Below are 25,998 nucleotides of genomic sequence, written 5' to 3' on the forward strand. Positions count from 1 at the left end.
CTGCAGCTAGTTGGATGTTCTGCAAGGCTGGAAGGAACGCGGAGAGGCCATGCTCGAAGACCACCTTGAAACCGCCTGCCTGGACTGGCTCGCCGCAATGGGCTGGTCCTGCGTCGCCGGTGACGCCGTAGCTCCCGGCGGGCCTGACGGCGCCCGCACCCGCTGGTCCGATGTTGTCCTCGCCCCGCGCCTGCACGAAGCGGTAACCCGCCTCAACCCTGGCCTCAGCTCCGCCGAGGCGGACCAGGTAGTCACTAAGCTCGCCACCTACGGCGCCCAGTCTCTGGTGGACGGCAACCGCGAGCTCTACGACTGGCTGCGCAACGGCGTGCCGCTGGAGCGCACCGAGGCCGACGGCCACCGCGTGGTGGCCCGCATCCCCGTCATCGACACCAACGGCGTCAACGACCTGCTGGCCGTGCGCCAGTTCACCGTGCAGGGCCAGAAGATCCGCCGCCCGGATATCGTGTTGTTCGTCAACGGCCTGCCACTGGTGGTGATCGAGCTGAAGAACCCGGCCGACCTCAACGCCGACTACGAGGCCGCCTACCAGCAGATCCAGACCTACAAGGCCGATATCCCGCAGCTGTTCTGGTTCAACCTGCTCAACGTCATCTCCGATGGCACCGTGGCCCGCTACGGCGCGGTCAGCGCCGACTTGGCGCGGCATGCGCGCTGGCGCCTGCTGGACGGGCGCAAGGTGGACAAGGGCCAGCTGGAACTGGAAGTGCTGATCCGCGGCCTGCTGCACCCGGCCACGCTGCTCGATTTCTTCCGCGGCTTTGTCGCCTACGGCGGCGCGGACGGCGGGGCCAGCTTCAAGATCATCGCGCAGTGGCACCAGTACCACGGCGTGCGGAAGGCGGTGGATCGCGCGGTGGAGGCGCTGGTCCAGCGCAAGGACGGCAAGGGCGGGGTGATCTGGTTCACCCAGGGCTCGGGCAAGTCGCTGCTGGCGCTGTTCTACGTGATGGCGCTGCGCGACCGCCCGGAGTTCCGCAACCCCACCGTGGTGCTGGTCACCGACCGCAACGACCTGGACGGCCAGCTGTACGAGACCTTCGCCGATTGTGCGTGGTCGCTGCGCGCCACCCCGCGCCAAGCCGAGAGCCGCGAGCACCTGCGCGACCTGCTGGGCCAGGTGAAGGCCGGCGGCGTGTACTTCACCACCATCAACAAGTTCGCCCCGCGCGTGGGCGAGGCCGGCGTGCCGGTGCTGTCCGACCGCGACAACATCGTGGTGATTGCCGATGAGGCGCACCGCACCCAGTACGGCTTCACCGCGCAGTTGGACACGGCCAGCGGCCAGACCAAGTACGGCCTGGCCAAGTACATGCGCGACGCGCTGCCCAAGGCCATCTACCTGGGCATGACCGGCACCCCGGTCAGCATGGACGACCGCGACACCGAGGCGGTGTTCGGCGCCTACGTGGACGTGTACGACATGATCGCCGCGCAGGAGGACGAGGCGGTGGTGCCGGTCAGCTACGAGTCGCGGATCATCGCCCTGCGCTTCAACGAGGCCGAAAAGCAGGCGCTGCTGGACGAGTTCCTGGAGGTCACCGACGACGAGGACGAAAGCGAGCAGGGCAAGACCGCCAGCCGCCTGACCCGGCTGGAGGCGCTGGCCATGGCCGACGACCGCTTGGCCACGCTGGCCGCCGACCTGGTGGCGCACTGGGATGCGCGCACCGAATCGCTGTCGGGCAAGGCGATGACCGTGGCGATCAGCCGCGAGGCAGCGGTGCGCCTGTACGAGGAGATCGTAAAGCTGCGTCCCGATTGGCACGACGCGGACATCACCAAGGGCCGGATCAAGATCGTGATGACCGGGGCCTCGTCCGACCCGCTGCACTACCAGCCGCACCGCACCGACAAGCAGCAGCGCAAGTTGTTGGAGAAGCGCTTCAAGGACGCCGACGACCCGTTGCAACTGGTGATCGTGCGCGACATGTGGCTGACCGGCTTCGACGCGCCGCCGGTGCACACGCTGTACGTGGACAAACCCATGCAAGGCCACGGCCTGATGCAGGCCATCGCGCGCACCAACCGCATCTGGAAGGGCAAGCCGGGTGGGCTGATCGTCGATTACATCGGCATCGGCGAGGAACTGAAGAAGGCGATCAAGCAGTACACCAAGGACGCCGGTAGCGGCCGCGAGCCGGTGGACACCTCCGGCCAAGCGCTGGCGATCCTGCTGGATACGCTGGACGTGGTGCGCCGCGAGTTCTTCCATGGCTTTGACTGCAGCGGCATCGAGGATGCCAAGCGTGCGGTGGCGCTGTTGGGCGCGGCCATGGAACACATCACCCAACTGGACCCGGTGGCGGACGAGAAGGGCCGCAATCGCGGTATCCGCCGCTACATGGACCAGGTGGCCAAGCTGACCAAGGCGCAGGCGCTGGCCGGCACCCGAGCCGAGGCCATGGCCCTGCGCGAGGAGATCGCGTTCTACCAGGCGGTGCGCGTGTGTCTGATCAAGCTGACCCGGGCTGGCGAGACCCGCTCGCGCCTGGAGAAGGAGGCCGCGCTGCGCCAGCTGGTGGCCAAGGGCGTACTGGTGGATGGGGTCAACGACATCTTCGGCACGCTGGGACTGGGAAAGCCCGACATCTCACTGTTGGACGAGGCCTTCCTGGCACAGATCCGCACCATGCCCACGCGCAACCTGGCCGCCGAGCTGCTGGAGCGCTTGATTGCCGATCAGATCCGCGCGCGTGGGCAACGCAACGCGCTGCAGGGCAAGGCCTTCAACGAGCGACTGGAAGAGGCGGTGTCGCGTTACCAGAATCGCGCCCTGACCACGGTTGAGGTGATCGAGGAACTGATCAAGCTGGCCCGCGAGATCAACGACGCCCGCCCGCCCGACGGCATGAGCGAAGAGGAGTACGCGTTCTACCAGGCGCTTTGCGAGAACGAATCGGCGGTCCGTGAGCTGGGACACCCTTCGCTGCGCGCACTGGCACAGGAGCTGACGGACAAGCTGCGCCGCTCGGCCAGCATCAACTGGCAGAACCGCAAGGACGCGCGCGCCCGGATGATCGCGATGGTCAAGGTGCTGCTGGCGATCCACAAGTACCCGCCGGACAAGCAGGCCGAGGCGACCGAGAAGGTGATCGCGCAGGCGGAACTAATGGCTGATACGTGGAGCGCGGAGGGTAGAGCAGTGCCGGCCTGAAGGGCCCCGGCACCAGAGGGGCAGGTCAGAGGACTGGGCGACCGCCATGCCCCAGCAGTTGGCACGCCTGCATGCTGGACTCAAGGCGGATGTCCTTGCAAAAGCGCCGCCAAGCATCGCTCGCATAATGGGAGCCTTGATTCGAGTTGATCAGGGCCTTGCGGGGACGCCGGCTGCGCGGGGCCTTGATCACGGCCGCATTGCTAATCCGGGGCTTGCAGGACTGGGTGTCGCGTTGTCCCGCACCGCTCAGCGCCCCACTAAGACATTTTCGCCGGTCCAAAGAGGCCGGTTTGCGCGTAAAACCCCAATGGTCAATCCGGCGACCTAAGGACGAGGGGATGTCATGAGAGCGCATGGTTGGTCGATTCTGGGCGCGGGCGTGTTTGGTGTCGCCATCGCAGGCGTCATCGTTACTATCCCGAGCAAAGAGGGGGAAGCTAACCCCCAACCCCTAGCGCCCTGGGGTTATTGCGTTGAAGGGACCACCTATAACCCGCGAACGGAGTCTTGCGAGAGGCAGCAGGGTATAGCTGATCGCCCGGGCTCAGCGGCGGCGCCCGGCGAGGTCGTCGGCCCAGGGGGCTCTATCGCCTCAACCGCGGGCGTCGACCCGAATCCACCTGCAAGCGCCTACGCGAGCGAACAGGAAGCGGAACGAGCCTGGCGGTACGCCCAAGCGGCATTCTTCGCCGCCCCGGACAATGTCGGGCTTCTGGCCAGCGAAGCCCAACGCGCGACGTTCCAAACGACGCTCAACGCTGTGTTTCAAGAATCCAAGGGCACTATCAGCTACGTCGAAACACTCAACCGTGCCAAGGCGCGCATAGCGCTGGCAGGAGGATACTCCGAACGGGCTGAGGCCCTGCACCGCGCCGAGGTCGAGCAGGGCAACACGCGCGCCTTGCAGGCCGCCCAACAGGAGGCGATCTACCTCGAGCAACAGCGCCAACAGCGGCGAGCGGCCGCCGAGGCCGAGTACCAGGCCAGACGCCTGGCCGAGGAACAGCGGATCCAAGCACGCCGAGCGGCGGACGAGGCCAGCTATCAGGCACGTCGTGCCGAGCGCGAGGCTTCGTACGCGAGTCGCAGCTACGGCACCGCCTCGGCCAGTAATTACGAGACCGCACCCTACCGGCACGCCGTTCCAGAAGCGCCAGAACCGCGCCAGTTCCGTGACTACCAAGGCAACAGCTACACCCAGCCTTCGGGTTCCAACTTCGCCACCGAAACCCGCACAGGCCAGCAGTGCTTCGTCAATGGCGATTTCGTGCACTGCAATGAGTTTCAGCGTGCTTGGAACGATCCGACGAGTAAGAGCTTGGAGGTTCAGGAGGCCATCAGTGCCGATCGCCTCATAGATCAGGTCGAAGTTGCTTACGCCAGCGGCGGCGCGGGGCTCAGCCCGAACTCCTCCATCAGTTCGTGCCGCGCCAGGTGTGTCACTTGGCTGTTTGCCAACACCTCGCGTTCCTGAGTCTCCTGCTCCTTGAGCGCTGGCAAATAGCTCCCCGCTGCCAGCAGCGTCTTGACCCGGGTCGGCCAGCCCAGCATCCAGCGGTTCGCGATCTGCACCGCCAACGGCGAGGTAGCGCGGATCTGCGCAGCCACGTCCGCGGGGTACGCCTTCGGCCTCAACAGCGGTTCGATCTGTCGCGACGTTAGCATCGGTCGGCTCCTCAGCTGGAATGGCTTCAGCTTACGCCGACGACGTGTGATACGCAGGGGGCGTTCGAGATCAAGCGGCGCAGCGTGTGGCTCGCCCTGCTCGACATCGAGCCGGCGTTCGCCGCCGCGTTGGAGCGACTGTTCGAGACCCCGGAGGCCGCGACGCGTTGGCTGCTCGCCGCGGGCCCTCGCAACGGCGGTCGTTGGTGCTCCTCGTGGCGGAGGGCCAGATCGGCACGGTTCGCGAGATTGCGCCGGACGATCTACGGATTCGCCGACTGAGCCCCGCCGACGGCTCTCGCCGTGGCGCAGGCGTGCTCGTATTCGCCAATCAGCCTGGAATGAGCAGCGTGACCGTGCCCGCCGCATCCACCGAGGTGAAGCGATCGACGGCGCGAACAGCGCCGGCATCCACCAGCGCCTGCAATAGATAGGGTACCGCCGCCGGCGTTACCGGGGCGGCGGTGTGCCGCAACTCGATGCCGACCGCGGGCCAGACGGCCGAGACATAGGACACCTCCGACTCGTCGCTCTCCCCCAGTTCGAAACTGGACCCGACCACTCCGATGACGTGCCCGTCGCCCGAGAAAACCGGCCCGCCACTCATCCCGCCTTTGGTGGCGGCGCTCGCCTCGAAACACGGGTACGGGAGCATGACGCGGTCCCGGCTGCGCTCGTGGATCGCGGCGATGGTGCCCGAGGACTCGTGGGGATTGAGGCCGACCTTCGCATGGCCCTGCTCATCCAGGCGATGCGTGGAGTGCGGATAGCCGAGCGCGTTGACCGCCTGGTCGACCCTAGCCTGCGCGAGCGACAGGGTTGGCAGTTCCCACACGAAGTCCGCCGGCAATTCGGCCGGCGTGCGCAGCTCGACCCACAGGGCCACCACGTCGATGGTCGGTGTGTAACCGTAGCCCATCACGGCCCACTTCATTTGGCCGTGTCGTGGGTGCTGGATCGAAAAGTCAATGCCGAACTTCATGTCGCCGACGATCTCGTGGATGCGGCAGCCGTGGAACTGCTCGGAGACCTCGTCGATGACGTGGCGCGCCGTGAGTACGAGGAAGGGCGCAACGAAGAAGCCGGACCCCAAGGGCAGCAGGCTGTGGCCGACGGTGTCCCACGCATCGCCGGCGACCAGCACGCCCGTGTAGTGGAGCCGGGAATCGTCCGGCCTAGTCTGTTGGTAGGTACTAATCGAGGTCGCCTTCTGGTCCACTGGCTAAATGTAGTGATTGAACGGCAACCTCGGCTCGGCGTGCAACGGTGCGGCGCCAGGATCCCGATCGATGGGGGGGGTGGGAAAATTTCTCACACTCGACGGCGAGCCATCCCGGCAGATGCCGCGGGTCGACGGTGAGAATCTGGTCTCGCTCCGGAAGATCGTCGCTGCGATCACCGCCGCTCAGCCTTAGAAAGCGATCTGCCCTTAAGCAAGGCCAGGCTCCCAATGCATCCCTTGCCCCTGACCTTCACAAAAGTCGGGCACACTGACGCCACCCCCCACCCATAGGCCGGGTCAGGCCGGTTCTTCCGTGAACCGATCGCAAGCCCGTTCGAGACTGCAGGGAAGTCGGCGCCATGGATGAACTTGGGATTGATTTCGTGGACGCCGTGCCGTGGTTCGCACACGCTCAGGACCAGCCGTACGTCCTGATCCATGTCAGCCCGGCGAGTGTCACGCAACTGGTGGAAAGCATCGGCGTGCCACTCAGGCGTTGCTACATCACCGATGCCGATCTCGATTCCGCGGCGCAGCGACCCGGCGTGACGCGCGCCGAGATCATCCGCTCCAAGCTTCCCGACGCCGGGGCGACTATGTCCGGCGATTTTGGCGAGGTGCTCGGCTACTTCTATCAGGCGGCCCGCGAACTGCCGGCCACCGCCATCGGTCCGAAGAAGTGGCGCCTGAAGCAGGACCGGACCAAGCCGGCGCCCAAGTCGGACGTGGTGCATTTCGTGATGCCGAACCGTCCGCATCCCAGTGCGGCGGATGCGATCCTGTGTGCGGAGGTCAAGGCCAAGGCCACCGCCGGCACGTCCACCCCGATCGCGGATGCCATTGCCGACTGCAAGAAGGATCGAACCAGCCGCCTAGCCAGCACGCTGGTGTGGTTACGCGAGCGGGCCCTGACCACGGACCTCGGGGATGTTGACCTGCCGTTGCTGGACCGATTCATCCAAGCCGTGGACAGCCCGCCGGTCGCCAAGCGTTTCCGCGCGGTGGCCGTCATCTGCAACGCGCTGTTGACCAACGAGCTGGTCGCAGCGCCGAGCGTGGCCGATCCGGAGTTCACCCTCGTCGTGATCGGCGTGCCAAACCTGCAGCAGACGTACACGGCGGCATTCGCAGCCGCGCAGGCCTCGGCCTAGTCATGCGCGCGTCTCTGCAGCGGTGGATCAACAATGCCGACACCGCCCGACACCTGCGTCACTTCCAGTTCGCGCAACTTCCGATCGAGCTGGGGGCCATCGACCATCGCCTCGACGATTACTACATATCCTTGGTCGGGGAGCTGTTCGCCAACCTGCACCAACCCCAGGTCGCGCCCGCGGACTGGGCGCAGCTGGGCAATGCGTTCTTGCAGTTCTCGGTCGAGATAGCCGATGACCAATTGGGTGACCGGGGCATTTCCCGCGAAGACGCGACGTTGTTCGCCGCGGCGGCGTTCTATTTCGGCGACTTCCCCGCATCGGCGTGCCTGGCGATGCGGCGTTCTGCACGGCCGGCCAATCCGGCCAGCCTGCGCGCTGCCTGCTACGACTTTCTGGCGCGACCGGGCACGTTGCAGTCCGATTTTTCGCGGGCCGTCCAGGACGAGCTCAAAGCCGGCGACCTGGATCGCATCGCGTTGCGGAGCGCGGCGCTGCGGGAGCGAGAGGTCCGCGCCTTGGAAGAGGGCCCCGAGGTTTGGATCGTGGCCCGACTGCTGCGCGGCCTGCTCGAGCGTTTTCAGCAGACCAACTTGCGGGCGGTCCTGCCGCAGGGCGCCAGCCCATTCTGGACGCCGCTGGTGCGTTCGCTGGTCGACCGACAGCCCTCAAGCTGGGAGTTCTTTCCCTCGCAGATCCAGGCCATTCGCGGCGGGTTGCTGACAAACGCGAACAGTTACGCGATGCAGATGCCAACCGGCGCCGGCAAGACGACGCTGTGCGAGACCCTGCTCTACTGGCACCTGGGCGTTCATCCCGACGATGTCGCGGTGCTGCTCGTGCCCTTCCGCTCCCTCGCCTCAGAACTGAAAGGAACCCTCGTCACCCGCTTGAACGCGATGGGCTTGCCTGCGCGTTGCGCATACGGTGGCACGGTGCCCTCGGGCGAAGAAGTCCACGGCCTAGACCAGATCCGGGCCATGGTGGCGACGCCCGAGTCGCTGTCGGGAATCCTCAGCGCCGAGCCGACCTTCGCCCAGCGCATTTCATTGGTGATCTGCGACGAGGGCCACTTGCTGGACAGCGATGCGCGCGGCATCGGGCTCGAGTTGCTGCTGGCGCGCATGAAGTCGCGTGCGGGGGCCGCACCGCGCTTCGTCTTCGTGTCCGCTATCGTGCCCAACATTGAGGAGATCAATGCGTGGCTCGGCGGCACCGACCAGACCGTCATTCGTAGCGACTACCGCCCTGCGACGGCCGAGTTCGCCGTGCTTCAGCCGCTGGGAACCGGCGCGGCCGCGACCATTCGCTTGGCCATGCACCCGCACGAAGCGCCCGAGCGGCGTTTCACCCTCGATCGCTTCCTGGATCGCAACAGCTTCACTTTCACCAATCCAGTCACGCGGCGCCCAAACACCTACGGCTTCGCCTCCGTCAAGACGCAGGCCATCGCCGCCGCCCGAAAGCTCCTGCCGATGGGGACCACCGCGATCTTCGCCGCCAACAAGCGAGGCGACCAGGGAGCCGAGGGCCTCGCGAGAGAACTCGTCAACCAGTTGAGACAACCGATGCCGTTGCCAGCGCCCATGGACTACGCGCAACCCGGGGCCTTGCCACCATGCATCGCTTACCTGGAGGCCGAGTACGGGGCAGCGTGGATCGGCACGCAAGCCGTGCGCCACGGTGCAGTGCTTCACCACGGCGATATTCCGCAAGAGACGCGCGAGGTCCTGGAGGCTTTGATCCGGGACAACGCGGTTCGTCTGGTCATCTGCACGAGCACGCTGGCCGAGGGCGTCAACCTGCCCATCCGAAGCCTGGTCCTATACTCGGTGCAGCGTCGCAGACCCGGTAGGCAGCAGCCCGAAGCCATGCTCGCGCGGGACATCAAGAATCTGGTTGGCCGTGCCGGTCGCGCGGGCGTGAACACCAAGGGCTTGGTGATCTGTGCGAATCCCGGCCAATGGGGGCTGGTCCTGCCGGTCGCGGCGCAAGGGGCCGGGGAGCCGGTGCGCGGCTCATTGGTGAGCCTGGTCCGGCAATTGAGCAACTTCCTCGCACGACAGGGAATGTCGCTGAGCAACGAGTTCCTCGAGGGCGTCGACGCCGTCTACCCCGTCGTGGACGGCGTCGATTCGACCTTGATCGACCTCATTTCCGAAGAGGTGGGAGAAGATCTGTTTGTCGCACGTGCTCGGGAACTCGCCGAGCAGACCTTTGCGGCTAGGCAGTTGGAACCTGCCCAGGCGGAGTTGCTGCGCGATGTCTTCGAGCTACGGGCTCGCCGGCTCATTGGGCTGCGACCGACCGGCCAGTTGGCATGGGTGCGCGAGACGGGCGCGAAAGTGCGCATGCTCGCATCGGTATCGGCCGGGCTTTGGCCGGCTCGGCCAAATTGGCAGGATCCGGTCGATGTCCTGGATGATGGATTGCGCACGGTAATCCTCGAATGGGCGTGGACGCACGCCGAACTGCAGCACGCGGTGTTGCAGGGGTTTCGTGTCGAGGCAGATCAGGTGGAAGTCGCGAAGCCGCGCTTCTTCGAGATCGTCCGGCGGTGGATGTTTGGGGAGTCGTTCGTCGAGATCGGTCAACAGCTCCAGATCGACATGGGCGACCTGCTGGCCCTCCACACACGGGCGATCGCCTACACCCTGCAAACGTTGGTGGAGCAGGGCCTGAGCCTGCTTGCGCGCCGCCTGCAGGCCGATGGCCTGGAACTCGCGGCGGGTGTGTCGAACTTCACGCAACAGCTGCGCTTTGGTGCGCCGAATGTCGCTGCGCGATTGCTCGCGGAGTTGGGCGTGCGTCACCGTCGTGCCTACGTGGCGCTGGGCAACGCCATCACTCAACCCGGGCCACCGCCGGATCTCACGAACATCAAGGCCAACGCGCGCGACGGACTGCGCCAGCATGAGGCCGAGTGGCGCGCCTATTTGGGCGACCTGGTCTACGCCAACACACTCAAGGACCTGGCCTGAGCCGAGTGACTCGGCTCAGGCCTCACGGGCACGGGCCGCTTTCGCGCGGAAAGCCGTCACGGACTCGAGCCACTTCGCGTACTGCGCCAGAAACGCGTCGGCGCTCTCGCGGCCCCGCGCTGTGCGGTGCACGAGGGCCTCGGCACTGAAGTCCAACAGATCGCCCGGGCGTTCCGGCTGCAGTATCTTGATTACCCGAAGGAACGGGGCTCAGGCCTGAAATTCGCATGGCCATACGCTTAAACGCTTTGCGATTGGAACGGCCGCCTAGCTCAGGCTTTGCCTGCTCATCGAATGGCCGCTTGTGGCCGAAAGCGGACAGGATTCGGGTACCGGATAAACAATGGTTATCGGGATTCGTTAGCGGAAGATTCGTCGTGCACGATCGCTCATCATGCGGCCCGACACGCGGATCAGTGACTCACTGCGCCGGCAGCCGGTCATTTTTTACATATCAACGCTCAGCGCAAGCGAACCATAAGCATGTTGTGATTCCTGCTCGTCGAACTCCCGCGTCTTGAAGACACGCATGACCGCGAGCTTGGTTCGCCGCCCGAATAGCGACCCCTGCATGGCGAATCCGACGGCAGCCTGGCCGACGAAGGGACGACGGTTCACGGAATGGCTGTCCGCGAACAGGTTCCCGTCCAGCGAAAAGTCATAGCCCACCGCCTTGGCCTCAAGCAGGACGAAGAAATGGCCACCTTGGAAAGGGGTGTCCTCTGGCGATTCGGTATTGCCGCCAGCAGACCTTGGCGAGCGATTTTCGGCGCCGGGCCGTATGGGGTAGGTGCCGAAGTCGTCGGGGAGGCTCAAGCCAAAGCGGGCTTCCCATCCGAGGGTGGCGGACGTCTCGATGCTGCCCAGACGAGCACCCTTGGTGGTGATCTGGTCTATGCCCCACGCGCCGGTCTCGCCGAACGCAGCATTTCGGTACCGGATTTTCCGGTCGGCCGCGACCTGGAAAGCCGGTTCGCTCCCCAACTGGTGATCCCAGCCCTGGAAGGTCTCCTCGCCGATCAACTTGTGCACAAAGTCCTGGGACTGCTTGGCGAGCGAGAGCGGGCCGATCACGCCGAAGGTCAATTCACGTGTGTCGAGTACTTCGCGCCCCGGGGCCGGTAGCGGGCGACGTCGATTCCAGGACGAGCCGACGTAGAGCAGTCCCGCGTATGGGCGGTCGCTCTCGATCAGATCGGACCTCGCGTAGTCCTCGGGCGTGTACATCGACTGCCCGAACTTCACCACGACATTTTCGCGCGTCGTCGCAGGGTCGCCAGCCCAGAAGCTCGGGTTGATGGCATCGATCACCTCCGCCTGAGCACGCAGCAGGCCGGGTAGGCAATCGCGGGAGGCTCCCGATGGGCGGTCTTCCGAGACCAGCGTGGCCGACACGCCGTTGGTGTAGTTCTGATCCGTCCCGGCGAACAGATCGTTTTCCAGACGCAGGGCGCCGCCACGGAGTTCGAAACCCGATCCGGGCTCGCAGGCCTCCCGCGCATTGGCCACCGATGCTCCGGCTGCAGCCCAGAGCAGGACCGCCGCCATCGACTTCTGTTGCATAGTTCCCGAGAGCGAGCCAGTCCCTTGCGTATTCGGTCGGCGGCGCGTCATGGCACCGACTCCGGCGTGGTGGCGCTCGGCACCTGATCGCCGTAGTAGGTCTCGAGTTGCCGGACGATGTCATCGGCGGACTCCGCGTAGGAGAACAACGTCAGGTCCTCACGGGAGACCAGGTCTTCTTCGCAGAGGAAGTCGAAGTCGATCAGGCTTTTCCAGAACGCCGACCCGACCAAGATCACCGGGACTTTGGGCATCTTGCAGGTCTGCACAAGGGTCAGAACCTCGAAGAGCTCGTCGATCGTGCCGAAACCGCCGGGAAATGCGACGAGCGCCTTGGCCCGCATTAGAAAATGCATCTTTCGCAAGGAGAAGTAGCGAAAGCGAAAGGCAAGCTCGGGGGTGATGTAGGGGTTCGGCTGCTGCTCATGCGGAAGTGCCACATTTAGCCCTACCGAGGGGGCTCCGACCTGAAAGGCCCCTCGGTTTGCGGCCTCCATGATGCCAGGGCCGCCGCCAGTGACCACAACAAACTCGCGGCGCCCTTCATGCTGAAAACGGCGCGAGACCAAGGAGGCAAATCGCTGGGCCTCGGAATAGTAGCGTGAGTACTTAACCGCCCGCAGTGCAGCCATCATCTCGGTGTGAGCATTCGGGCGCCCCGGATTCTCACGGTTCTGGGACTGAACCTGATCGAGTCGAGCAGCAGCGTCCCCGAGGGACAGGATCCGGGCGCTGCCGAATACCACGATCGTCGACTTGATCCCGGCCGCCCGCATCGCGCGCTCAGGCTTGAGATACTCGAGCTGCAGTCGGAGGGGACGCAGGTCATCGGAGGACAATAGCTCCGCATCCTCGTGGGCTAGGCGATAGGCGCTGGCCGCGGCAATCTGGTCGGCCATTTCCGCCGGCTTCGCCAGAGCTTCGTCGTTGACGGCGCTCATGCGACGGCATCCGGCAATTCGTAGACATCGCCCACGCGCGGCACGGTGACCGTCCAGCCAGGACGGCTGGCAAGCGCGCTGGCCAGCGCCTGGGCCGAAGCGTCCTCACCGTGGATGACAAACACCTGCCGCGGAGGCTTGCTGAAGCCATCGGCCCAGCCAATCAGGGCTTCCCGATCGGCGTGGGCGGAGAGGCCTCCCACCGTGTGGATCTTGGCCCGGACGCGTATATCCTGGCCGAGCAGGTGCACCGTCTGGTGACCCTCGACTAGGCGGCGGCCCAAGGTGCCGCGGGCTTGGTAGCCGGTAATGAGCACCGCGCTAGAACGTCGGCTGAGGTTATGGAAGAGGTGATGCCGGACCCGACCTGCATCGCACATGCCGCTAGCCGAGATGATGATCAGCCCCGACTGCACATTGTTGAGCGCCATCGACTCCTGCGCGGTCTCAGTGAAGCGCAGGCGGGGCAAGCCGGTGCCGGCCTCCTTCCACTGCACCAACTCCCGGGCGGCTTCATCGAAAAGCGCTGCATGCTTCTGGGTAATGCGGGTCGCCTGCGTGGCCATGGGAGAGTCCACGACGATGTTAATTGGGGCGATGCGCCCCTCGCGCGTCAGTCGGTGGAGGTGGTAGATGACTTCCTGAGTGCGACCCACCGCGAACGCGGGGATGATGACGTTGCCGCCCGCCAGAGTCTGCTCAACGATCCTGGCCAGCTCGTCGCGCGTGGCTTCCTGGTCCTTGTGCGACCGGTCGCCGTACGTCGATTCGATGAACAGCAGGTCGGCGTCATCGATCAGCGTAGGGTCCCGCAGGATTGGACGACCTGGCTGCCCAAGATCACCGCTGAATACGACCTTCGTCGTTCGTCCTCCGCTCTGCGAGACCCAGACCTCGATGATGGCCGACCCGAGAATGTGGCCCGCTTCGCGGAAGATGCACATCACCTGTGGATGTGCCTCCACGCGCTGGTCGTAGGGGGTGGGCCGAACCTGCCGCAAGGCCTGCTCGGCATCCGCCATCCCGTAGATGGCCGCGTCTTCCGGGCGCGGCGGCTTGCGCTGTTTGGGGTGTCGCCGCGTGGCCCTCTCTGCATCGGACTCCTGGATGTGGGCGCTGTCGCGCAGCATCACCTCCAGCAGGTCACGTGTGGCCGACACCGTGTGGATCGGTCCCTTAAAACCGTGGCGGGCCAACTTGGGCAACAAGCCGCTGTGGTCGATGTGGGCGTGCGTGAGCAGGACGAAATCGATGGACGCGGGATTGAAAGGGAAGGGCGCATGGTTACGCGCCTTGGCCTCGCGTCCGCCTTGGACCATGCCGCAATCGACGAGGAAGCGAACTTGGTCGGTTTCGATGAGGTAGCAGGAGCCCGTGACCTCTCGGGCTGCGCCAACAAAATGGATCTTCACGTGGGAGACCTTCTTCGGCGAGCGCTGCCTGGGATCACGGGGAGATCGCAGCGCTTGGAGGGGTGGCTCGCCTCCCTCCGGCAGGCCGGGAGGGGAGGGGTCTGCCCGCGCGCCGGCGTAGTGCCCGGGCCGCGGGGGAGCATCCCGTCGAGCAAAGTAAGCGATCACTACCTTATTACTCGCCCCATAGGTTGGCAAGTTCGCTCGTCTGGGTACCGATCAGTTTTCCGAAGCGGCGGAGGTCACGGTTCCCCCCGCCGCCGTCACGCTGATAGCAAGATTTGCCATGGTTAGCAGCCATAAGCCTCGGCCCGGCAGACGGGACGTAGGCTGAACAATCGCCAACCGAGCCGCCGAGTTCGCACCGAGGGGCTTGACGCCTTTAATTTCCACAAAGATAGTAAGTACTCACTCACGCAATTCACGGAGCGACCTGTGAGCACGCATCCAAAGCATCTGCCTGCCGATGAGCGCCGCACTGTCACGGTGGAAGCCGTCGTGGCGCTGGCGGGCGAGAGCAACCCTGCCGAGATCACCACCGCGGCCATCGCCAAGCACATGAAACTGACCCAGGGCGCGCTGTTCCGCCATTTCCCCTCCAAGGACGCCATCTGGCAGGCCGTCATGGAGTGGGTGGCCTCCCGGCTCCTTACGCGTATCGAGCACGCCGCGGCAGGCGTCGAGTCCCCGCTGGCCGCCATGGAGGCCATGTTCCTGAGCCATATCGAGTTCGTGTCCGAGCATCCGGGCATCCCCCGGATGATGTTCAGCGAGCTGCAGCGCAAGGAGTCCAGCCCAGCCAAGGAAATGGCCCGCACCCTGATGGCACGTTATGGCGATCGCCTGCGGATGCAGATCCAGCATGGCATTGCCTTGGGCGAGATCGACCCGGAAACGGATCCGGATACCGCATCGATCCTGTTCATCGGGCTGATCCAAGGGATCGTCATGCAGTCGATGCTGGCAGGTGACCTCAAGGTGCTCAAGGCCGAAGCGCCCAAGGCGTTTGCTATTTACCGCCGTGGCTTGAAGGCAAGTCGATGAAGCTAGCACCCGTCTTCCGGCGCACCTGGGGATTAATCGCCGTAGCGATCCCGCTGATCGCCTTGTTCATTTACGTCGTGATTCGCTCCGGCCCCATGGCGCCGGTGTCGGTCACGACGGTCTCGACGACCATGCGCGAGCTTCAGCCTCAGATCGCCGGCATCGGGACGGTCGAGGCCCGGTATGCCCATCGCGTGGGCCCGATCACGCCCGGCCGCCTGCTTCGGGTCGACGTGCAGCCGGGCGATACCGTCGAGGCGGGCCAGGTACTGGCCGAACTGGATCCGATAGACCTAGAACAGCGGCTCGACGCCGTGCGCGCCGCCGCTGACCGCGCCGAGGCGGCCTTCTCCGAGTTCAAGGCGCGGCATGCCTTCGCGGCCTCGCAGGCTGATCGCTACGAAAAGCTCTTTACGGCCCAGGTCGTGAGTGAGGAACAGGTCATCACCAAGCGCCAGGAGCTACGGATCGCCGAGTCGGCCCTCAATGCAGGGCACAAGGAGATTGCTCGCACCCGCGCCGATGTCCGGGCGGCCGAGATCCAGCGCGACAGCTTGATCCTGCGCGCCCCGGTCGACGGCATCGTCGCCGCCCGCACGGCGGACCCCGGCACGACGGTCGTTGCCGGCCAGTCGGTGATCGAGGTCATCGAGCCAGGCGAGGTCTGGCTCAACGCCCGCTTTGACCAGGTCAGCGCCAACGGGCTCGCCGCCGGCCTGCCGGCCGTCATCGAACTTCGCTCGCGCGAAGGTGAGCTCTTCGACGGCGAAGTCGTCCGCGCCGAGCCCAAGGCCGACCCGATCACCGAGGAAACCGTCGCGAAGATAGCGTTCGCGGAGAAAGTCGAGCCGCTGCCGCCGCTGGGCGAGATCGTCCACCTGACCGTGCAACTGCCGGTGCGCAAGGAAGCCCTCGCCATCCCCTCGGCCGCGCTGCGCCGGGTTGACCACGCGACCGGCGTCTGGAAGGTGGTCGACGGCGATATCGAGTTCGCCCCGGTGCGAACCGGCCCGACGGACCTGCACGGCTACGTCCAAGTGCTCGACGGGCTGAAAGTGGGCGACATAGTCGTGCTCTATAGCGAATCCACCCTGACCGCCCGCACCCGGATCAGCGAGGCCGGGGCGCTGCCGGGAGCCGCTCCGTGATTAGCCTCGCCGGCCGCGACATCCTGCACGCCTGGGCAAAGTTCGTATTCACGGGCATCGGCCTGGGCTTGCTGATCGGCGTCACCCTGGTCATGGCCGGGGTGTACCGGGGGATGGTGGATGACGGCAAGGCGCTGCTCGACAACAGCGGCGCCGACCTATGGGTGGTCCAGCAGGGTACGCTCGGGCCCTATGCGGAATCCTCCAGTGTCAATGACGACATGTACCGCACCCTTTCGGCCATGCAGGGCGTGGAGGAAGCCTCCAACATCACCTACCTGACCATGCAGGTGCGCAAGGACGAATCCGACGTGCGCGCGATGGTGGTCGGCATCGCCCCGGGCGGCAACGGCACGAGCGCCGGCTGGCCCCCGTACCTGATCACCGGCCGCCAGATAACCCGGAGCCACTACGAGGCCGTGGCCGACGTGGCCACCGGCTTTACCCTCGGCGACCGGCTCACCATCCGGCGCAACCAGTACACCGTCGTCGGCTTGACTCGCCGCATGGTGTCCTCTAGCGGCGACCCGATGGTATTCATTCCGCTCAAGGATGCTCAGGAAGCGCAGTTCCTGCGCGACAACGACGCCATCCACCAGAGCCGCCGACGCACTGCGGAGAACCCGGCCTTCAACCGCCCCGGCGTACCCGACCTGCTCGAGTCGGTGAACGCGTCTAAGGCAACGAACAGCTTCGTGAACGCCGTCCTGGTCCGTCTAGACCCCGGCGTCGACCCCGAACAGACAGCCAACGAGATCGAGAAGTGGAAGCGCCTGACGGCATACACCCGGGCCGACATGGAAAAGATCTTGATCGGTAAGCTCATCGCCACCTCGGCCAAGCAGATCGGCATGTTTCTGATGATCCTGGCCGTCGTCAGTGCCGCAATCGTGGCTTTCATCATCTACACCCTGACGATGGACAAGATCCGCGAGATCGCGGTCCTCAAGCTCATCGGCACGAAGAATCGCACCATCGCCTGGATGATCCTGCAGCAGTCGCTGGTGCTGGGCGTGATCGGCTTCGTGGTCGGAAAGATCACGGCCACGTTTGCTGCGCCGCTGTTCCCGAAATACGTGCTGCTCTTGCCCGTGGACGCCGCCATGGGATTCGGTTCGGTTCTGGTCATCTGCGCCCTGGCGAGCCTGATCGCCATCCGGATGGCCCTCAAGGTGGATCCTGCGGAGGCGATCGGTGGCTGACTCGCGTGGACTGGGTATCAAAATCGAAGGGCTGCGCAAGCGCTACGGGGCCGGTGACTCGGCCGTAGACGCGCTCAAGGGGGTCGACATGCATGTCGCCCCGGGCGAAGTGGTCGGACTCATCGGCCCGTCGGGTTCCGGCAAGAGCACCCTGCTTAAGTGTCTGGGGGCGGTGATTGACCCCACGGCCGGCAAGATGACCCTAGGCGGGGAGGTGATTTACGACAACGGCTGGATCACCCACGACCTGCGCGCCCTGCGACGCGACAAGATCGGCTTCGTGTTCCAAGCGCCGTACCTCATCCCATTTCTGGACGTGACCGACAATGTGGCGCTGTTGCCTATGCTCGCCGGGATGGCCAACGGCGCGGCTCGCGAACGTGCCTTGGAGCTGCTCACGGCGCTGGATGTCCAGCACCGGGCGATGGCCATGCCTTCTCAGCTCTCCGGTGGCGAGCAGCAGCGCGTGGCCATCGCCCGTGGTCTGGTGAACCGCCCGCCCGTGATCCTGGCCGACGAGCCCACGGCGCCGCTCGACAGCGAACGCGCCATGGCGGTAATCCGCATTCTCAACACCATGGCCATGAAATACGAGACCGCAATCATCGTGGTCACCCACGATGAAAAGATCATTCCGACGTTCCGCCGCATCTACCACATCCGCGACGGCGTAACGCATGAAGAAGCAGGAGAGGGCAGGCCAATTGATAGTCCTTGAGTCCCGAATCCCGCCCAGCACTCGGAGAATCCCATCTATGACTACTGAGCCAATTAGCCCGAATGTCCCCTCGGGCACGGGAGCCGCAACTGTCCTACTGGCGCTCTCGCTTTTTTTTACTTCTTCTGTGGCGGCTGCGGTCAGTCAACCACTGGAACTGCAAGAAATCATGCAGGAACTCGGCAAGCAAATGCGATTCGTCGCCGGCGCCATTTCCCGTGAGGATTGGGATGCGGTCGCATCAGCGGCGCCCAAGATTGGCAAGCACCGAACACCAGCCCTTAGCGAGAAGGCCCGCATCATGGCGTTCTTGGGCAGCAACGCTGGCCAATTTCGCGCAGCGGATCGGCAAGTCGAGCGGGCTGCCATGAAAATGGGCGTAGCGGCGCAGCGACGCGACGGCGCCGCCGCGATCAATGCTTACGCGGAAGTGCAGCAGGCCTGCTTAGCCTGCCATCAGGCTCACCGGCAGGAATTTCGGGCGCACTTCTATGGAAACCGTCCCTAATGCCCGTCCGATGCTCACACCTCGGCTCTTTGGAGCCCCTATGGCTAGCCGCGCTAGTGAGTCTGACGCTGGCCAGTTGCACTGTTGGCCCAGACTTCATCCGCCCGCAGGAACCGGCTAGCGACGCGTATTTGTCTGGGGAAATGCAAGTAGAAACAACGCATTCGCATATCCTGCACGGCCACGCTCAGCGCCTTGAGCCCACCGGTTCGTTCGATGGTGACTGGTGGCATGTATTCCAGTCTGCGCGCCTGACCCAGCTCATCGACCAGGCGTTGGCCAATAGCCCAACAGTAGAAGAGGCCTTCGCCCGGGTGCGAGAGGCCGACGCCCTCTACATGGCAAAGCGTAGTGGGGCAGCCTTGCCACGGTTGATGGGGGGGGTGACCGGCGAGCGGACCAATGGTCTGCCCGGCACGTCCGGTAGCGCACTGGGCCAAGTCGTCAGCAAGGAGGGTGTCAGCCTCCTCGGAAGCTTTCGTCTGGACATGGCAGGTAGAACACGTCGTGAACTAGAGGTCCTGGCTGCACGGGCCAATACCCGCCAGTACGAAGCGCTGGCGGCACGTCGGGACATGACCCACGAGATAGTCGTGACGGCAATCCAGCAGGCACGGCTGCTGGAGCAGTTGCGCGCGGAGAGCGCGAGGCGTGGCGCCTTCGGTGAACTACTGTCCCTGACCCTCAAGCGTCTGCGGTTGGGTCACGCGACGAGAGCCGATGTGCATGCGGTCCAGCGAGACCTGCGACTCTCCGAGCAAACTGTCGTTGAGCTCGAGACCGACATCGAAACGCTTAACCGGCGGCTGGCCGTGCTCGCGGGCGTGGAGCCGTCAGCCTACCAGGGAGAGCCTTTCTCGACGCGCGATTTCGAGCTTCCAGCGAACCTCCCCGTGGTAATCCCATCCGAGCTAGTCCGAAGCCGGCCCGACATCCTAGCGGCCGAGGCGCTGCTCGAGGCGGCGACCGCGGACTATGGCGTCGCGGTGGCCGCGCTCTACCCTGACATCACCATCAACGCCACCGCTGGCGTATATCAACTGGGCGCCGGAGGTCTCTTCAGCAGCGCCACTCAGGCTTGGAGCCTGCTGGCCCAGTTAACCGCGCCGTTGCTTGATGGGGAGCTCCGCGGCATGCAACGCGTCAAGCTCGCTGCCATTGACGCCGCTGCTGCCCAATACCGTGGCAAGGTCCTCTCAGCACTAGCAGATGTCGCGGACGTATTGAAAAAAGTTGAAGTTTCCGCCACGAACCTTTCCCTCGCCAACGAAGCCTACAAAGACACCGTCGTCGTCGTTGAGAGTCGACGCACAATGCACGCCAATGGGGCCCTTAGCCGAGCAAGTCTGCTGCCGGAACTGATCGCGTTGGCGGAGGCAGAAGTCCGATTGAGCAACGCAATGGCGGACCGACTGGTGGCTACCGCCGATCTCATGCGAGCCATGACGAGCGGCGAGCGCGGCGCAGCTCAAAGCCACGCCCTCAGCGTTTCCAGGCGCGCGGAAGCGCCGATGCCAAGTCCCCTATACGCGATTCCGACCGAGGTGGAATTGCCACCCTCAGAGGATGTGCACGCTGAGTCACCTCGATGGGAATTTCCCTGACAGATTATTCGCGTTAGTGGCCGACGTAGTCGCAACCGCATCTTCGCCATGCCCGTTGCGAGCCGATTGCAGTCGACCTGCTGGGGGCACGAGAGGGGATTAGGGCTGTTTATCGGGGGTAGGCAAGGTGCACTCGGGGCCCACCCGTAGCGGCTCGACAGCGCTCAAACCTCGATGGTGATGGGCCCGCCGGCCTCGCCAACGATCGCATGGGGCACGAACCGCGCCGAGTCACGCGTGATCGGGCTGGAGTCTTCGCGAATGCCGATGCCACTGGCCGCGTCGCCCACTACCCAGCTGCCGATCAGCGGATAGTGCCCCGAAAAGGACGGCAGCGAATGCAGTTGCTGCCGGATGGTCGCATCGCTGTATGGCCCCACCTCGTGCAGGAACCGCCCGTCGGCAAAGTGCATCTCGACGTTCGCTCCCTCGCGGGAGAACAGCGGCTTGCGCACCCATCCCGGCGGGAGACGGACGCCATCGTCGAAGTGGGCCTCGAGCAGGTTGGGGTGGCCGCGATGGCGTTCCCACAACAACGGCAGCACACCCTTGTTGCTCAACACCAGCTTCCACGCCGGCTCCAGCAACTGCAGGTTTGACCGCAGCAACTCAAGACCAAACGGATCGGAAAACAGGTCTTCCAGCGGGTAGAGCTTGAACAGCGATCCGATGGCGACATCGTCCATGTCCGTAAAGTGCCCGTCCGAAGCAACGCCAATGTCTTCCAGTGCTATCGCACCGGCGGGCAGCCCGCCTTGGGCGGCGCAATCACGCAGGTAACTCACCGTGCCCTGATCCTCCGCGCTGCGACCCACCGCGGCGAAGTACAGCGGAGGTTTCAGTCGCGTCGCGAGTTCGGAGAAGCGTTTCACCAGTGCTTCGTGGAGGCTGTTGAACTGATCCGCCTGGGCGGGCAGGGTGCCGCGCTCGCGCTGGTTCTCCAGCCACTCCCACTGGAAGAACGCGGCCTCGTAGAGCGAGGTAGGGGTGTCATAGTTGAGTTCGTACAGCTTCGCGGGGCCATGACCGTCGTAGGCGAGGTCCATGCGCCCGTAGAGGTGCGGATCACGGCGGCGCCAGCTCTGCGCCACGTAGTCACGGAACGCGTCCGGTATGGCCAATTGCTCCATCAGGGCGTCGCTGGCCACTACTTCGTCCACCAGCGCGAGTGCCATCTGGTGCAACTCAATCGTGGGTCCTTCGAGGTGCTGTTCGATCTGGTCTAAGGTAAACGCGTAATACGCGCTTTCGTCCCAATAGGGCGCCCCCTTGATGGTGTGGAACTGGAAGCCGCAGGCCTCCGCGCGCCGTCGCCAGTCCGGCCGCGGGGCAATGGGAACGCGGCGCATCAGCCGCCGAAGCTGCCGGAGCGACGAGCAGCGGTGGCACCGAAGCCGCCACGGCGCACCGTCATGGCACGGTCGGGCTGGGCATCCACCCGGGTGAGCGCGGCCACCCCGGCACCGCCCGGCGATGGGCCCGGCTTCAGCCAGTCGTTGTGCGCGGTGCGAAACGCGGGTTCGGCCTTGGTCGTGCCCGGTGGCGGTGTCGAGGCGGGGTTTTGTGTCAGTCCTGCGCCGCGTCCGGTGAGCATCTGCGAGAGGAAGAAGCCGGTCATGAGCGGGCCGATGAACGACTGGCCGCCCGTGGTCTGCTGCGTACCGCACTGTCCCTGGCCGAACTGGCTTTCACACTCGGTCATGGACGCGAACTCGGGGGCTGCTTCTGCGGCCTGCTGTTGGGCCTGGGTGAAGGCCTGCTTGCACATGTAGGGGTTCTGGGTTTTGTCGATGCACGCCTCGACGGAGGTGAACAAGCCCTCCGCGGTCTGGAGCTCTGGCTCCTGCGAGCAGGCCGCCAGAAGCAGGGGCGCGGCGCCCATTAGTACGAGCGCCGTATGGCGGGAGCGTTTCATCGGGGGCACTGGGCGGCGTGTCATGGGCCAAGGATAAGGGATGGCCGAAGGGCACGCTCGAGCCTGCAATTTCCAACCAATCCTTTACATGCGAGTGATTCGCATTTACGATTTGTTCCTACTTCCCTCGCCGCATTTCTTCCAGATGACCTCGCACCTGCTTCGCGCCAGCGTTCTCACCACCGCCATATGCGCCGTGCTGCCGGCCTGGGCCCAGAGCAGCACCAATCTGAGTGAAGAACCGACCGAGCTGGACAAGGTTACCGTCTCGGCCAGCACCAGTCGCGTGCCCGACTCGGAGGCCGCGCTGCCCAACACCATCACCATCATCGATCGCGCCCAACTGGAGCAACAGCTGGCCGTGACCCAGGACCTGTCGCAGGTGCTGGCCAACCTCGTGCCGTCCTTCGCGCCGTCGCGCCAGAAGATGACCAACAGCGGCGAGACCCTGCGCGGCCGCAAGCCCCTGTATTTGGTCGATGGCGCGCCTCAATCCACGCCCTTGCGCGAGGGCGGACGTGATGGTCACACGATTGACCCCGCAATGATCGAGCGCATCGAGGTCATCCACGGCGCCAACGCGCTGCAGGGCCTGGGAGCATCGGGCGGCATCATCAACATCATTACCAAGCGCGCCCCACGCAAGGACGGGGCAAGCTTTCACGACGTGAAGGTGGCCACGAGTACTGCGCATCCCCGAGAGGACGACGGGACCGGCTATCGCGCCTCGTATCTGTTCGGTACCCGGCGGCGAGCCTTCGATTTCGTGGGTGGCGTGTCGTATGCCAAGGAAGGGCTTTTCTACGACGCCGACGGCGGCGCCATTGCCGTCAGCGACGTACAGGGTGACCTGATGGACGCCCGTAGCCATGACCTGTTCGCAAAGCTGGGTTGGACGTTGGATGAGCAGCGCCGCCTGCAACTGACGGTCAACCGCTACGAGCTGCAGGGCGACAACGATTACCACACCGTCGACGGCGTTCCCGCGACCGGACAACTGGCAACCTCCGCCCCTGGTGGCAGCGAAGGCGAGGGGCCGCGCAACCGTTCCACGTCGTTGAACCTCGACTACAGCGACCTGGACCTCGCTGGTGGTGCGCTGCAAGCGCAGCTGTACTGGGTCGATTTCGCCGCGCTTTACGGTGGCAGCTACTGGGGTGATTTCTGGCGCGATGGCCGCGACCCTAATTGGTTCGACCAGTCGCAGAACAACTCCGAAAAGCTGGGCGCCAAGCTCAGCTGGTCGCGCGGTGAGTTGTTCGGCCTGCCCCTGCGAGCGACGTTTGGCCTGGACTTGGCACGCGATACCACCGCACAGGAGCTGGTGTACGCGGGTTTGAACTGGGTGCCGGAGACGACGTACGAGTCGATTTCGCCTTTCATACAAGCCGAGTGGTGGCTTACCGATTCGGTCATGCTGACCGGCGGCCTGCGCCATGAGCGCGGCACACTGCAGGTGGATGACTACACCACCATTCCTGCCAACGCTGGCGGTAGCAAGTTCGTGGAGGGCGGATCGCCTACCACCAGCGAAACGCTGCCCAATCTGGGCTTGGTTTGGGAAGCCACCGATGCGCTCAAGCTGTACGCCTCGTACGCAGAGGGGTACACCGTCGCCGACGTGGGGCGCGTGCTGCGTGGCATCACCCAGCCCGGACAGCGTGTCGAGAGCCTCGTGGACCTGCAACCGGTGATCGCTGATAACCGCGAGGTGGGCCTGGACTACGACGACGGCGCTTGGATGGTCCATCTGGCCGCCTACTGGTCGGATTCGGACCTGGGGTCACGCCTGGCCTTCGACTCGGCCACGCAGTCGTACAACGTGGTTCGGGAGCGCACCGAGATCCGGGGCGTGGAGGGCAGCGTGACGTACCAGATCACGAAAGCCACCCGCCTGGGCGCGAGTTACGCGGCGAGTGAAGGGCGCTACGACAGCAATGGGGATGACCGGGTCGACAGTGACCTGCCGGGAATCAACATCAGCCCGGACCGACTGGCGGCATTCTGGGAGCAGTCCTGGAGCGGCAAGTTCTCCAGCCGCCTGCAGATGAGTCACGCGCGTGACCGAGACTTCGAGTACCGCGGCACGGTGCTGACCAACAATGACTTCGAGGGGTACACCACGGTGGACCTGCACGCTCGCTACAGTCTGCCGGTGGGGACGCTGAACCTGGGCGTGGAAAACCTGCTGGGCAACCAGTACGTGACGTATTACTCCCAGACCACCCCGCGGGCTGATACCTACACCGCCGGCCGTGGCCGGGTGCTCACACTGGGTTGGTCGCACCGTTTCTGAGCGCATGAACGGCACTCAGACCACGCCCTTTGCCGTGAGCCCTACAATCGCCGCAGTGAAGCGGCGCTTGCGCCGGGGGCTGGCCTGGTTGCACCTGTGGGTGGGCCTGACCGTGGGCAGCATCTTCGCTCTCAATGGTGTGGCAGGCAGCGTGCTGGTGTTCCACACCGATCTGCTGCGTTGGCAACATCCCGAGCTGATTGCACATAAGCCGCATGCCGACCCTGTCGTGCTGGAGCAGTTGGTGGCCCAATGGGCGCCTCGCGGGGTGCGCAGCATCGACCTGCCCAAGCCTGAGCTGCCGGTATGGCAGGCCTACTTTGCGAACGGCGAGCGAGCCTATTTCGCCCCAGAGGACGGGGCTTTACTGCTGCAACGCGCCCCTGACAACGACGTGTTGATGTGGTTGCACGAATGGCACGTCGCACTGCTCGCACACGACAGCGGGAAGCAGGTACTGGGTGTGATCGGCTGGGTCTCGCTGGGCTTGCTGGTGAGCGGCTTGTACCTGTGGTGGCCCAAGCCCGGGCGATGGCGCTCGCACTTGCGGGTGCACACTCATCCACCCGTACGACGATGGGTAACTTGGCATCGCAGCGGCGGGGCGCTGCTGCTGCCGTTGCTGCTCCTGGCGACGGTGACCGGCGTGGGGATGGTCTACGGCAAGGGCTTCCATGCTGTCTTCACCGCCGCCTTGGGCGGGGCTGTGCCGACCTTACCGAAGCTGAAGGGCGCGCCCGACGAAGTGGATTGGAACCGCGTGCTGGAGCGCGCGCACCACGCCCTGCCAGGCGCCCGGCTCAGCCGCGTATCGATGCCCAAGCCTGACAGTCGGGTCATCAGTTTCCGTGCGCGGGCCGCCGGCGAGTGGCACCCCAACGGACGCAGCGAGGTCCACGTCGATGCAGCGGGAACTCGCGTACTGGACGTATTCGACGCCACGGCGCAGGCGGCGGGGGCGCGTGCCAGTGCGGCGCTGTATCCGCTGCACATCGGTGTGGTGGGCGGCTCGGCTGCACGTTGGGTGACCGCGATAGTGGGTTTGCTCCCGATGTTTCTGCTGGTTACCGGGTTCCTTTTCTGGAGACGCCGTACCGGTCACTGAGAAAATGTGTCGCTGCGACTTGTGTTGCCCAGATAGCTCCCGCAGGTTTGGCGTACCGACTTCACGGCGCGACAGTGGTGTGGCAGCTCTCGACCCAAAGCTGCCACAGAGCCAATCAGCGATACCCGCGATAAGGTTTCTCTTGCCATTGTGGCCGAAGAAACTGCGGTGTTTTCTGGGCGTTAACCGCGGGCATCCACGCTTAACAACCGACTGGCAATGCTTTTGATTGCCGATTTACTTTGGCTCGAAGTGGTTGCATTGGAGAAAAGAACAACGCCAGCTTGACTGGCGGGATCCAAATAGACGGCCGTAAAAACGCCCGGATCGCCACCCCAGTGA

At 64.8% G+C, this 25,998-nt stretch carries 18 protein-coding genes; 12 read left to right on the forward strand and 6 right to left on the reverse strand.

Annotated features, from left to right (window positions below; genetic code table 11):
* Positions 1 to 49: 49 nt before the first annotated feature.
* Entirely contained in the window at positions 50 to 3,178 is a 3,129-nt protein-coding gene (locus N800_RS06665; RefSeq protein WP_036136249.1) for a type I restriction endonuclease subunit R, read from the forward strand.
* 346 nt (positions 3,179 to 3,524) lie between these two features.
* On the forward strand, positions 3,525 to 4,655 hold the full coding sequence (locus N800_RS15855) for a hypothetical protein (RefSeq protein ID WP_156962897.1): 1,131 nt from the start codon (positions 3,525 to 3,527) through the stop codon (positions 4,653 to 4,655).
* A gap of 522 nt (positions 4,656 to 5,177) precedes the next feature.
* Here N800_RS15855 and N800_RS06685 read toward each other — a convergent pair.
* Entirely contained in the window at positions 5,178 to 5,990 is an 813-nt protein-coding gene (locus tag N800_RS06685) for a S1 family peptidase (RefSeq protein WP_198032486.1), read from the reverse strand.
* Positions 5,991 to 6,427: 437 nt separating this feature from the next.
* Here N800_RS06685 and N800_RS06690 point away from each other — a divergent pair, with 437 nt between their 5' ends.
* Both N800_RS06690 and N800_RS06695 read left to right on the forward strand, forming a co-directional pair.
* The gene (locus tag N800_RS06690; RefSeq protein ID WP_036136263.1) at positions 6,428 to 7,219 is read left to right on the forward strand and encodes a Hachiman antiphage defense system protein HamA; all 792 of its coding nucleotides are present in this window, start codon (positions 6,428 to 6,430) and stop codon (positions 7,217 to 7,219) included.
* Between the two features lie 2 nt (positions 7,220 to 7,221).
* The gene (locus tag N800_RS06695; protein ID WP_036136265.1) at positions 7,222 to 10,200 is read left to right on the forward strand and encodes a DEAD/DEAH box helicase; all 2,979 of its coding nucleotides are present in this window, start codon (positions 7,222 to 7,224) and stop codon (positions 10,198 to 10,200) included.
* 447 nt (positions 10,201 to 10,647) lie between these two features.
* On the opposite strand, the gene N800_RS06700 is transcribed toward N800_RS06695, so the two are convergent.
* The 3 genes from N800_RS06700 to N800_RS06710 are packed head-to-tail and all read right to left on the reverse strand — an operon-like array spanning position 10,648 to position 14,116.
* Positions 10,648 to 11,763 (reverse strand): lipid A deacylase LpxR family protein, encoded by a 1,116-nt coding sequence (locus N800_RS06700; protein ID WP_232227556.1) that lies wholly within the window; start codon positions 11,761 to 11,763, stop codon positions 10,648 to 10,650.
* Between the two features lie 47 nt (positions 11,764 to 11,810).
* Positions 11,811 to 12,704, reverse strand: coding sequence for an LOG family protein (locus N800_RS06705; protein WP_084087295.1), 894 nt, complete (start codon positions 12,702 to 12,704; stop codon positions 11,811 to 11,813).
* The gene (locus N800_RS06710) at positions 12,701 to 14,116 is read right to left on the reverse strand and encodes an MBL fold metallo-hydrolase RNA specificity domain-containing protein (protein WP_036136267.1); all 1,416 of its coding nucleotides are present in this window, start codon (positions 14,114 to 14,116) and stop codon (positions 12,701 to 12,703) included. Before N800_RS06710 ends, N800_RS06705 begins: the two co-directional genes overlap by 4 nt.
* A gap of 435 nt (positions 14,117 to 14,551) precedes the next feature.
* Here N800_RS06710 and N800_RS06715 point away from each other — a divergent pair, with 435 nt between their 5' ends.
* The 6 genes from N800_RS06715 (at position 14,552) to N800_RS06740 (ending at position 20,340) form a co-directional block, all read left to right on the forward strand.
* On the forward strand, positions 14,552 to 15,160 hold the full coding sequence (locus N800_RS06715) for a TetR/AcrR family transcriptional regulator (RefSeq protein WP_036136269.1): 609 nt from the start codon (positions 14,552 to 14,554) through the stop codon (positions 15,158 to 15,160).
* On the forward strand, positions 15,157 to 16,308 hold the full coding sequence (locus tag N800_RS06720; RefSeq protein ID WP_036136271.1) for an efflux RND transporter periplasmic adaptor subunit: 1,152 nt from the start codon (positions 15,157 to 15,159) through the stop codon (positions 16,306 to 16,308). The genes N800_RS06715 and N800_RS06720 overlap by 4 nt, the downstream gene beginning before the upstream one ends.
* 68 nt (positions 16,309 to 16,376) lie before the next feature.
* On the forward strand, positions 16,377 to 17,510 hold the full coding sequence (locus tag N800_RS06725; protein ID WP_232227557.1) for an ABC transporter permease: 1,134 nt from the start codon (positions 16,377 to 16,379) through the stop codon (positions 17,508 to 17,510).
* A complete protein-coding gene (locus N800_RS06730) occupies positions 17,503 to 18,228 on the forward strand; it encodes an ABC transporter ATP-binding protein (RefSeq protein WP_036136275.1) in 726 nt (241 codons plus the stop codon). Before N800_RS06725 ends, N800_RS06730 begins: the two co-directional genes overlap by 8 nt.
* 37 nt (positions 18,229 to 18,265) lie before the next feature.
* Positions 18,266 to 18,736, forward strand: coding sequence for a cytochrome c (locus N800_RS06735; protein ID WP_036136277.1), 471 nt, complete (start codon positions 18,266 to 18,268; stop codon positions 18,734 to 18,736).
* A gap of 56 nt (positions 18,737 to 18,792) precedes the next feature.
* Positions 18,793 to 20,340 (forward strand): efflux transporter outer membrane subunit, encoded by a 1,548-nt coding sequence (locus tag N800_RS06740; RefSeq protein WP_198032487.1) that lies wholly within the window; start codon positions 18,793 to 18,795, stop codon positions 20,338 to 20,340.
* Between the two features lie 164 nt (positions 20,341 to 20,504).
* Here N800_RS06740 and N800_RS06745 read toward each other — a convergent pair whose 3' ends face one another.
* Complete coding sequence (locus N800_RS06745) at positions 20,505 to 21,689, reverse strand: glutathionylspermidine synthase family protein (RefSeq protein WP_036136279.1); 1,185 nt, start codon at positions 21,687 to 21,689, stop codon at positions 20,505 to 20,507.
* Entirely contained in the window at positions 21,689 to 22,255 is a 567-nt protein-coding gene (locus N800_RS06750; RefSeq protein WP_036136282.1) for a DUF1190 domain-containing protein, read from the reverse strand. Before N800_RS06750 ends, N800_RS06745 begins: the two co-directional genes overlap by 1 nt.
* Before the next feature lie 88 nt (positions 22,256 to 22,343).
* Here N800_RS06750 and N800_RS06755 point away from each other — a divergent pair, with 88 nt between their 5' ends.
* Together N800_RS06755 and N800_RS06760 are read left to right on the forward strand one after the other, a co-directional pair.
* The gene (locus N800_RS06755) at positions 22,344 to 24,551 is read left to right on the forward strand and encodes a TonB-dependent receptor (RefSeq protein WP_052107985.1); all 2,208 of its coding nucleotides are present in this window, start codon (positions 22,344 to 22,346) and stop codon (positions 24,549 to 24,551) included.
* Positions 24,552 to 24,585: 34 nt separating this feature from the next.
* Positions 24,586 to 25,656 (forward strand): PepSY-associated TM helix domain-containing protein, encoded by a 1,071-nt coding sequence (locus N800_RS06760; protein ID WP_036136323.1) that lies wholly within the window; start codon positions 24,586 to 24,588, stop codon positions 25,654 to 25,656.
* The last annotated feature ends 342 nt before the right edge of the window (positions 25,657 to 25,998 follow it).

The organism is Lysobacter daejeonensis GH1-9 (assembly GCF_000768355.1).
GTDB classification, from domain to species: domain Bacteria; phylum Pseudomonadota; class Gammaproteobacteria; order Xanthomonadales; family Xanthomonadaceae; genus Aerolutibacter; species Aerolutibacter daejeonensis.

Excerpts from the sequence above, each read along its gene's own strand:
- N800_RS06735 (WP_036136277.1), top strand. The coding sequence starts at position 18,266 with ATGACTACTGAGCCAATTAGCCCGAATGTCCCCTCGGGCACGGGAGCC.
- N800_RS06720 (WP_036136271.1), top strand. The coding sequence starts at position 15,157 with ATGAAGCTAGCACCCGTCTTCCGGCGCACCTGGGGATTAATCGCCGTA.
- N800_RS06705 (WP_084087295.1), bottom strand. The coding sequence starts at position 12,704 with ATGAGCGCCGTCAACGACGAAGCTCTGGCGAAGCCGGCGGAAATGGCC.
- N800_RS06745 (WP_036136279.1), bottom strand. The coding sequence starts at position 21,689 with ATGCGCCGCGTTCCCATTGCCCCGCGGCCGGACTGGCGACGGCGCGCG.
- N800_RS06700 (WP_232227556.1), bottom strand. The coding sequence starts at position 11,763 with ATGCAACAGAAGTCGATGGCGGCGGTCCTGCTCTGGGCTGCAGCCGGA.
- N800_RS15855 (WP_156962897.1), top strand. The coding sequence starts at position 3,525 with ATGAGAGCGCATGGTTGGTCGATTCTGGGCGCGGGCGTGTTTGGTGTC.
- N800_RS06665 (WP_036136249.1), top strand. The coding sequence starts at position 50 with ATGCTCGAAGACCACCTTGAAACCGCCTGCCTGGACTGGCTCGCCGCA.
- N800_RS06695 (WP_036136265.1), top strand. The coding sequence starts at position 7,222 with ATGCGCGCGTCTCTGCAGCGGTGGATCAACAATGCCGACACCGCCCGA.
- N800_RS06690 (WP_036136263.1), top strand. The coding sequence starts at position 6,428 with ATGGATGAACTTGGGATTGATTTCGTGGACGCCGTGCCGTGGTTCGCA.
- N800_RS06750 (WP_036136282.1), bottom strand. The coding sequence starts at position 22,255 with ATGAAACGCTCCCGCCATACGGCGCTCGTACTAATGGGCGCCGCGCCC.
- N800_RS06755 (WP_052107985.1), top strand. The coding sequence starts at position 22,344 with ATGCGAGTGATTCGCATTTACGATTTGTTCCTACTTCCCTCGCCGCAT.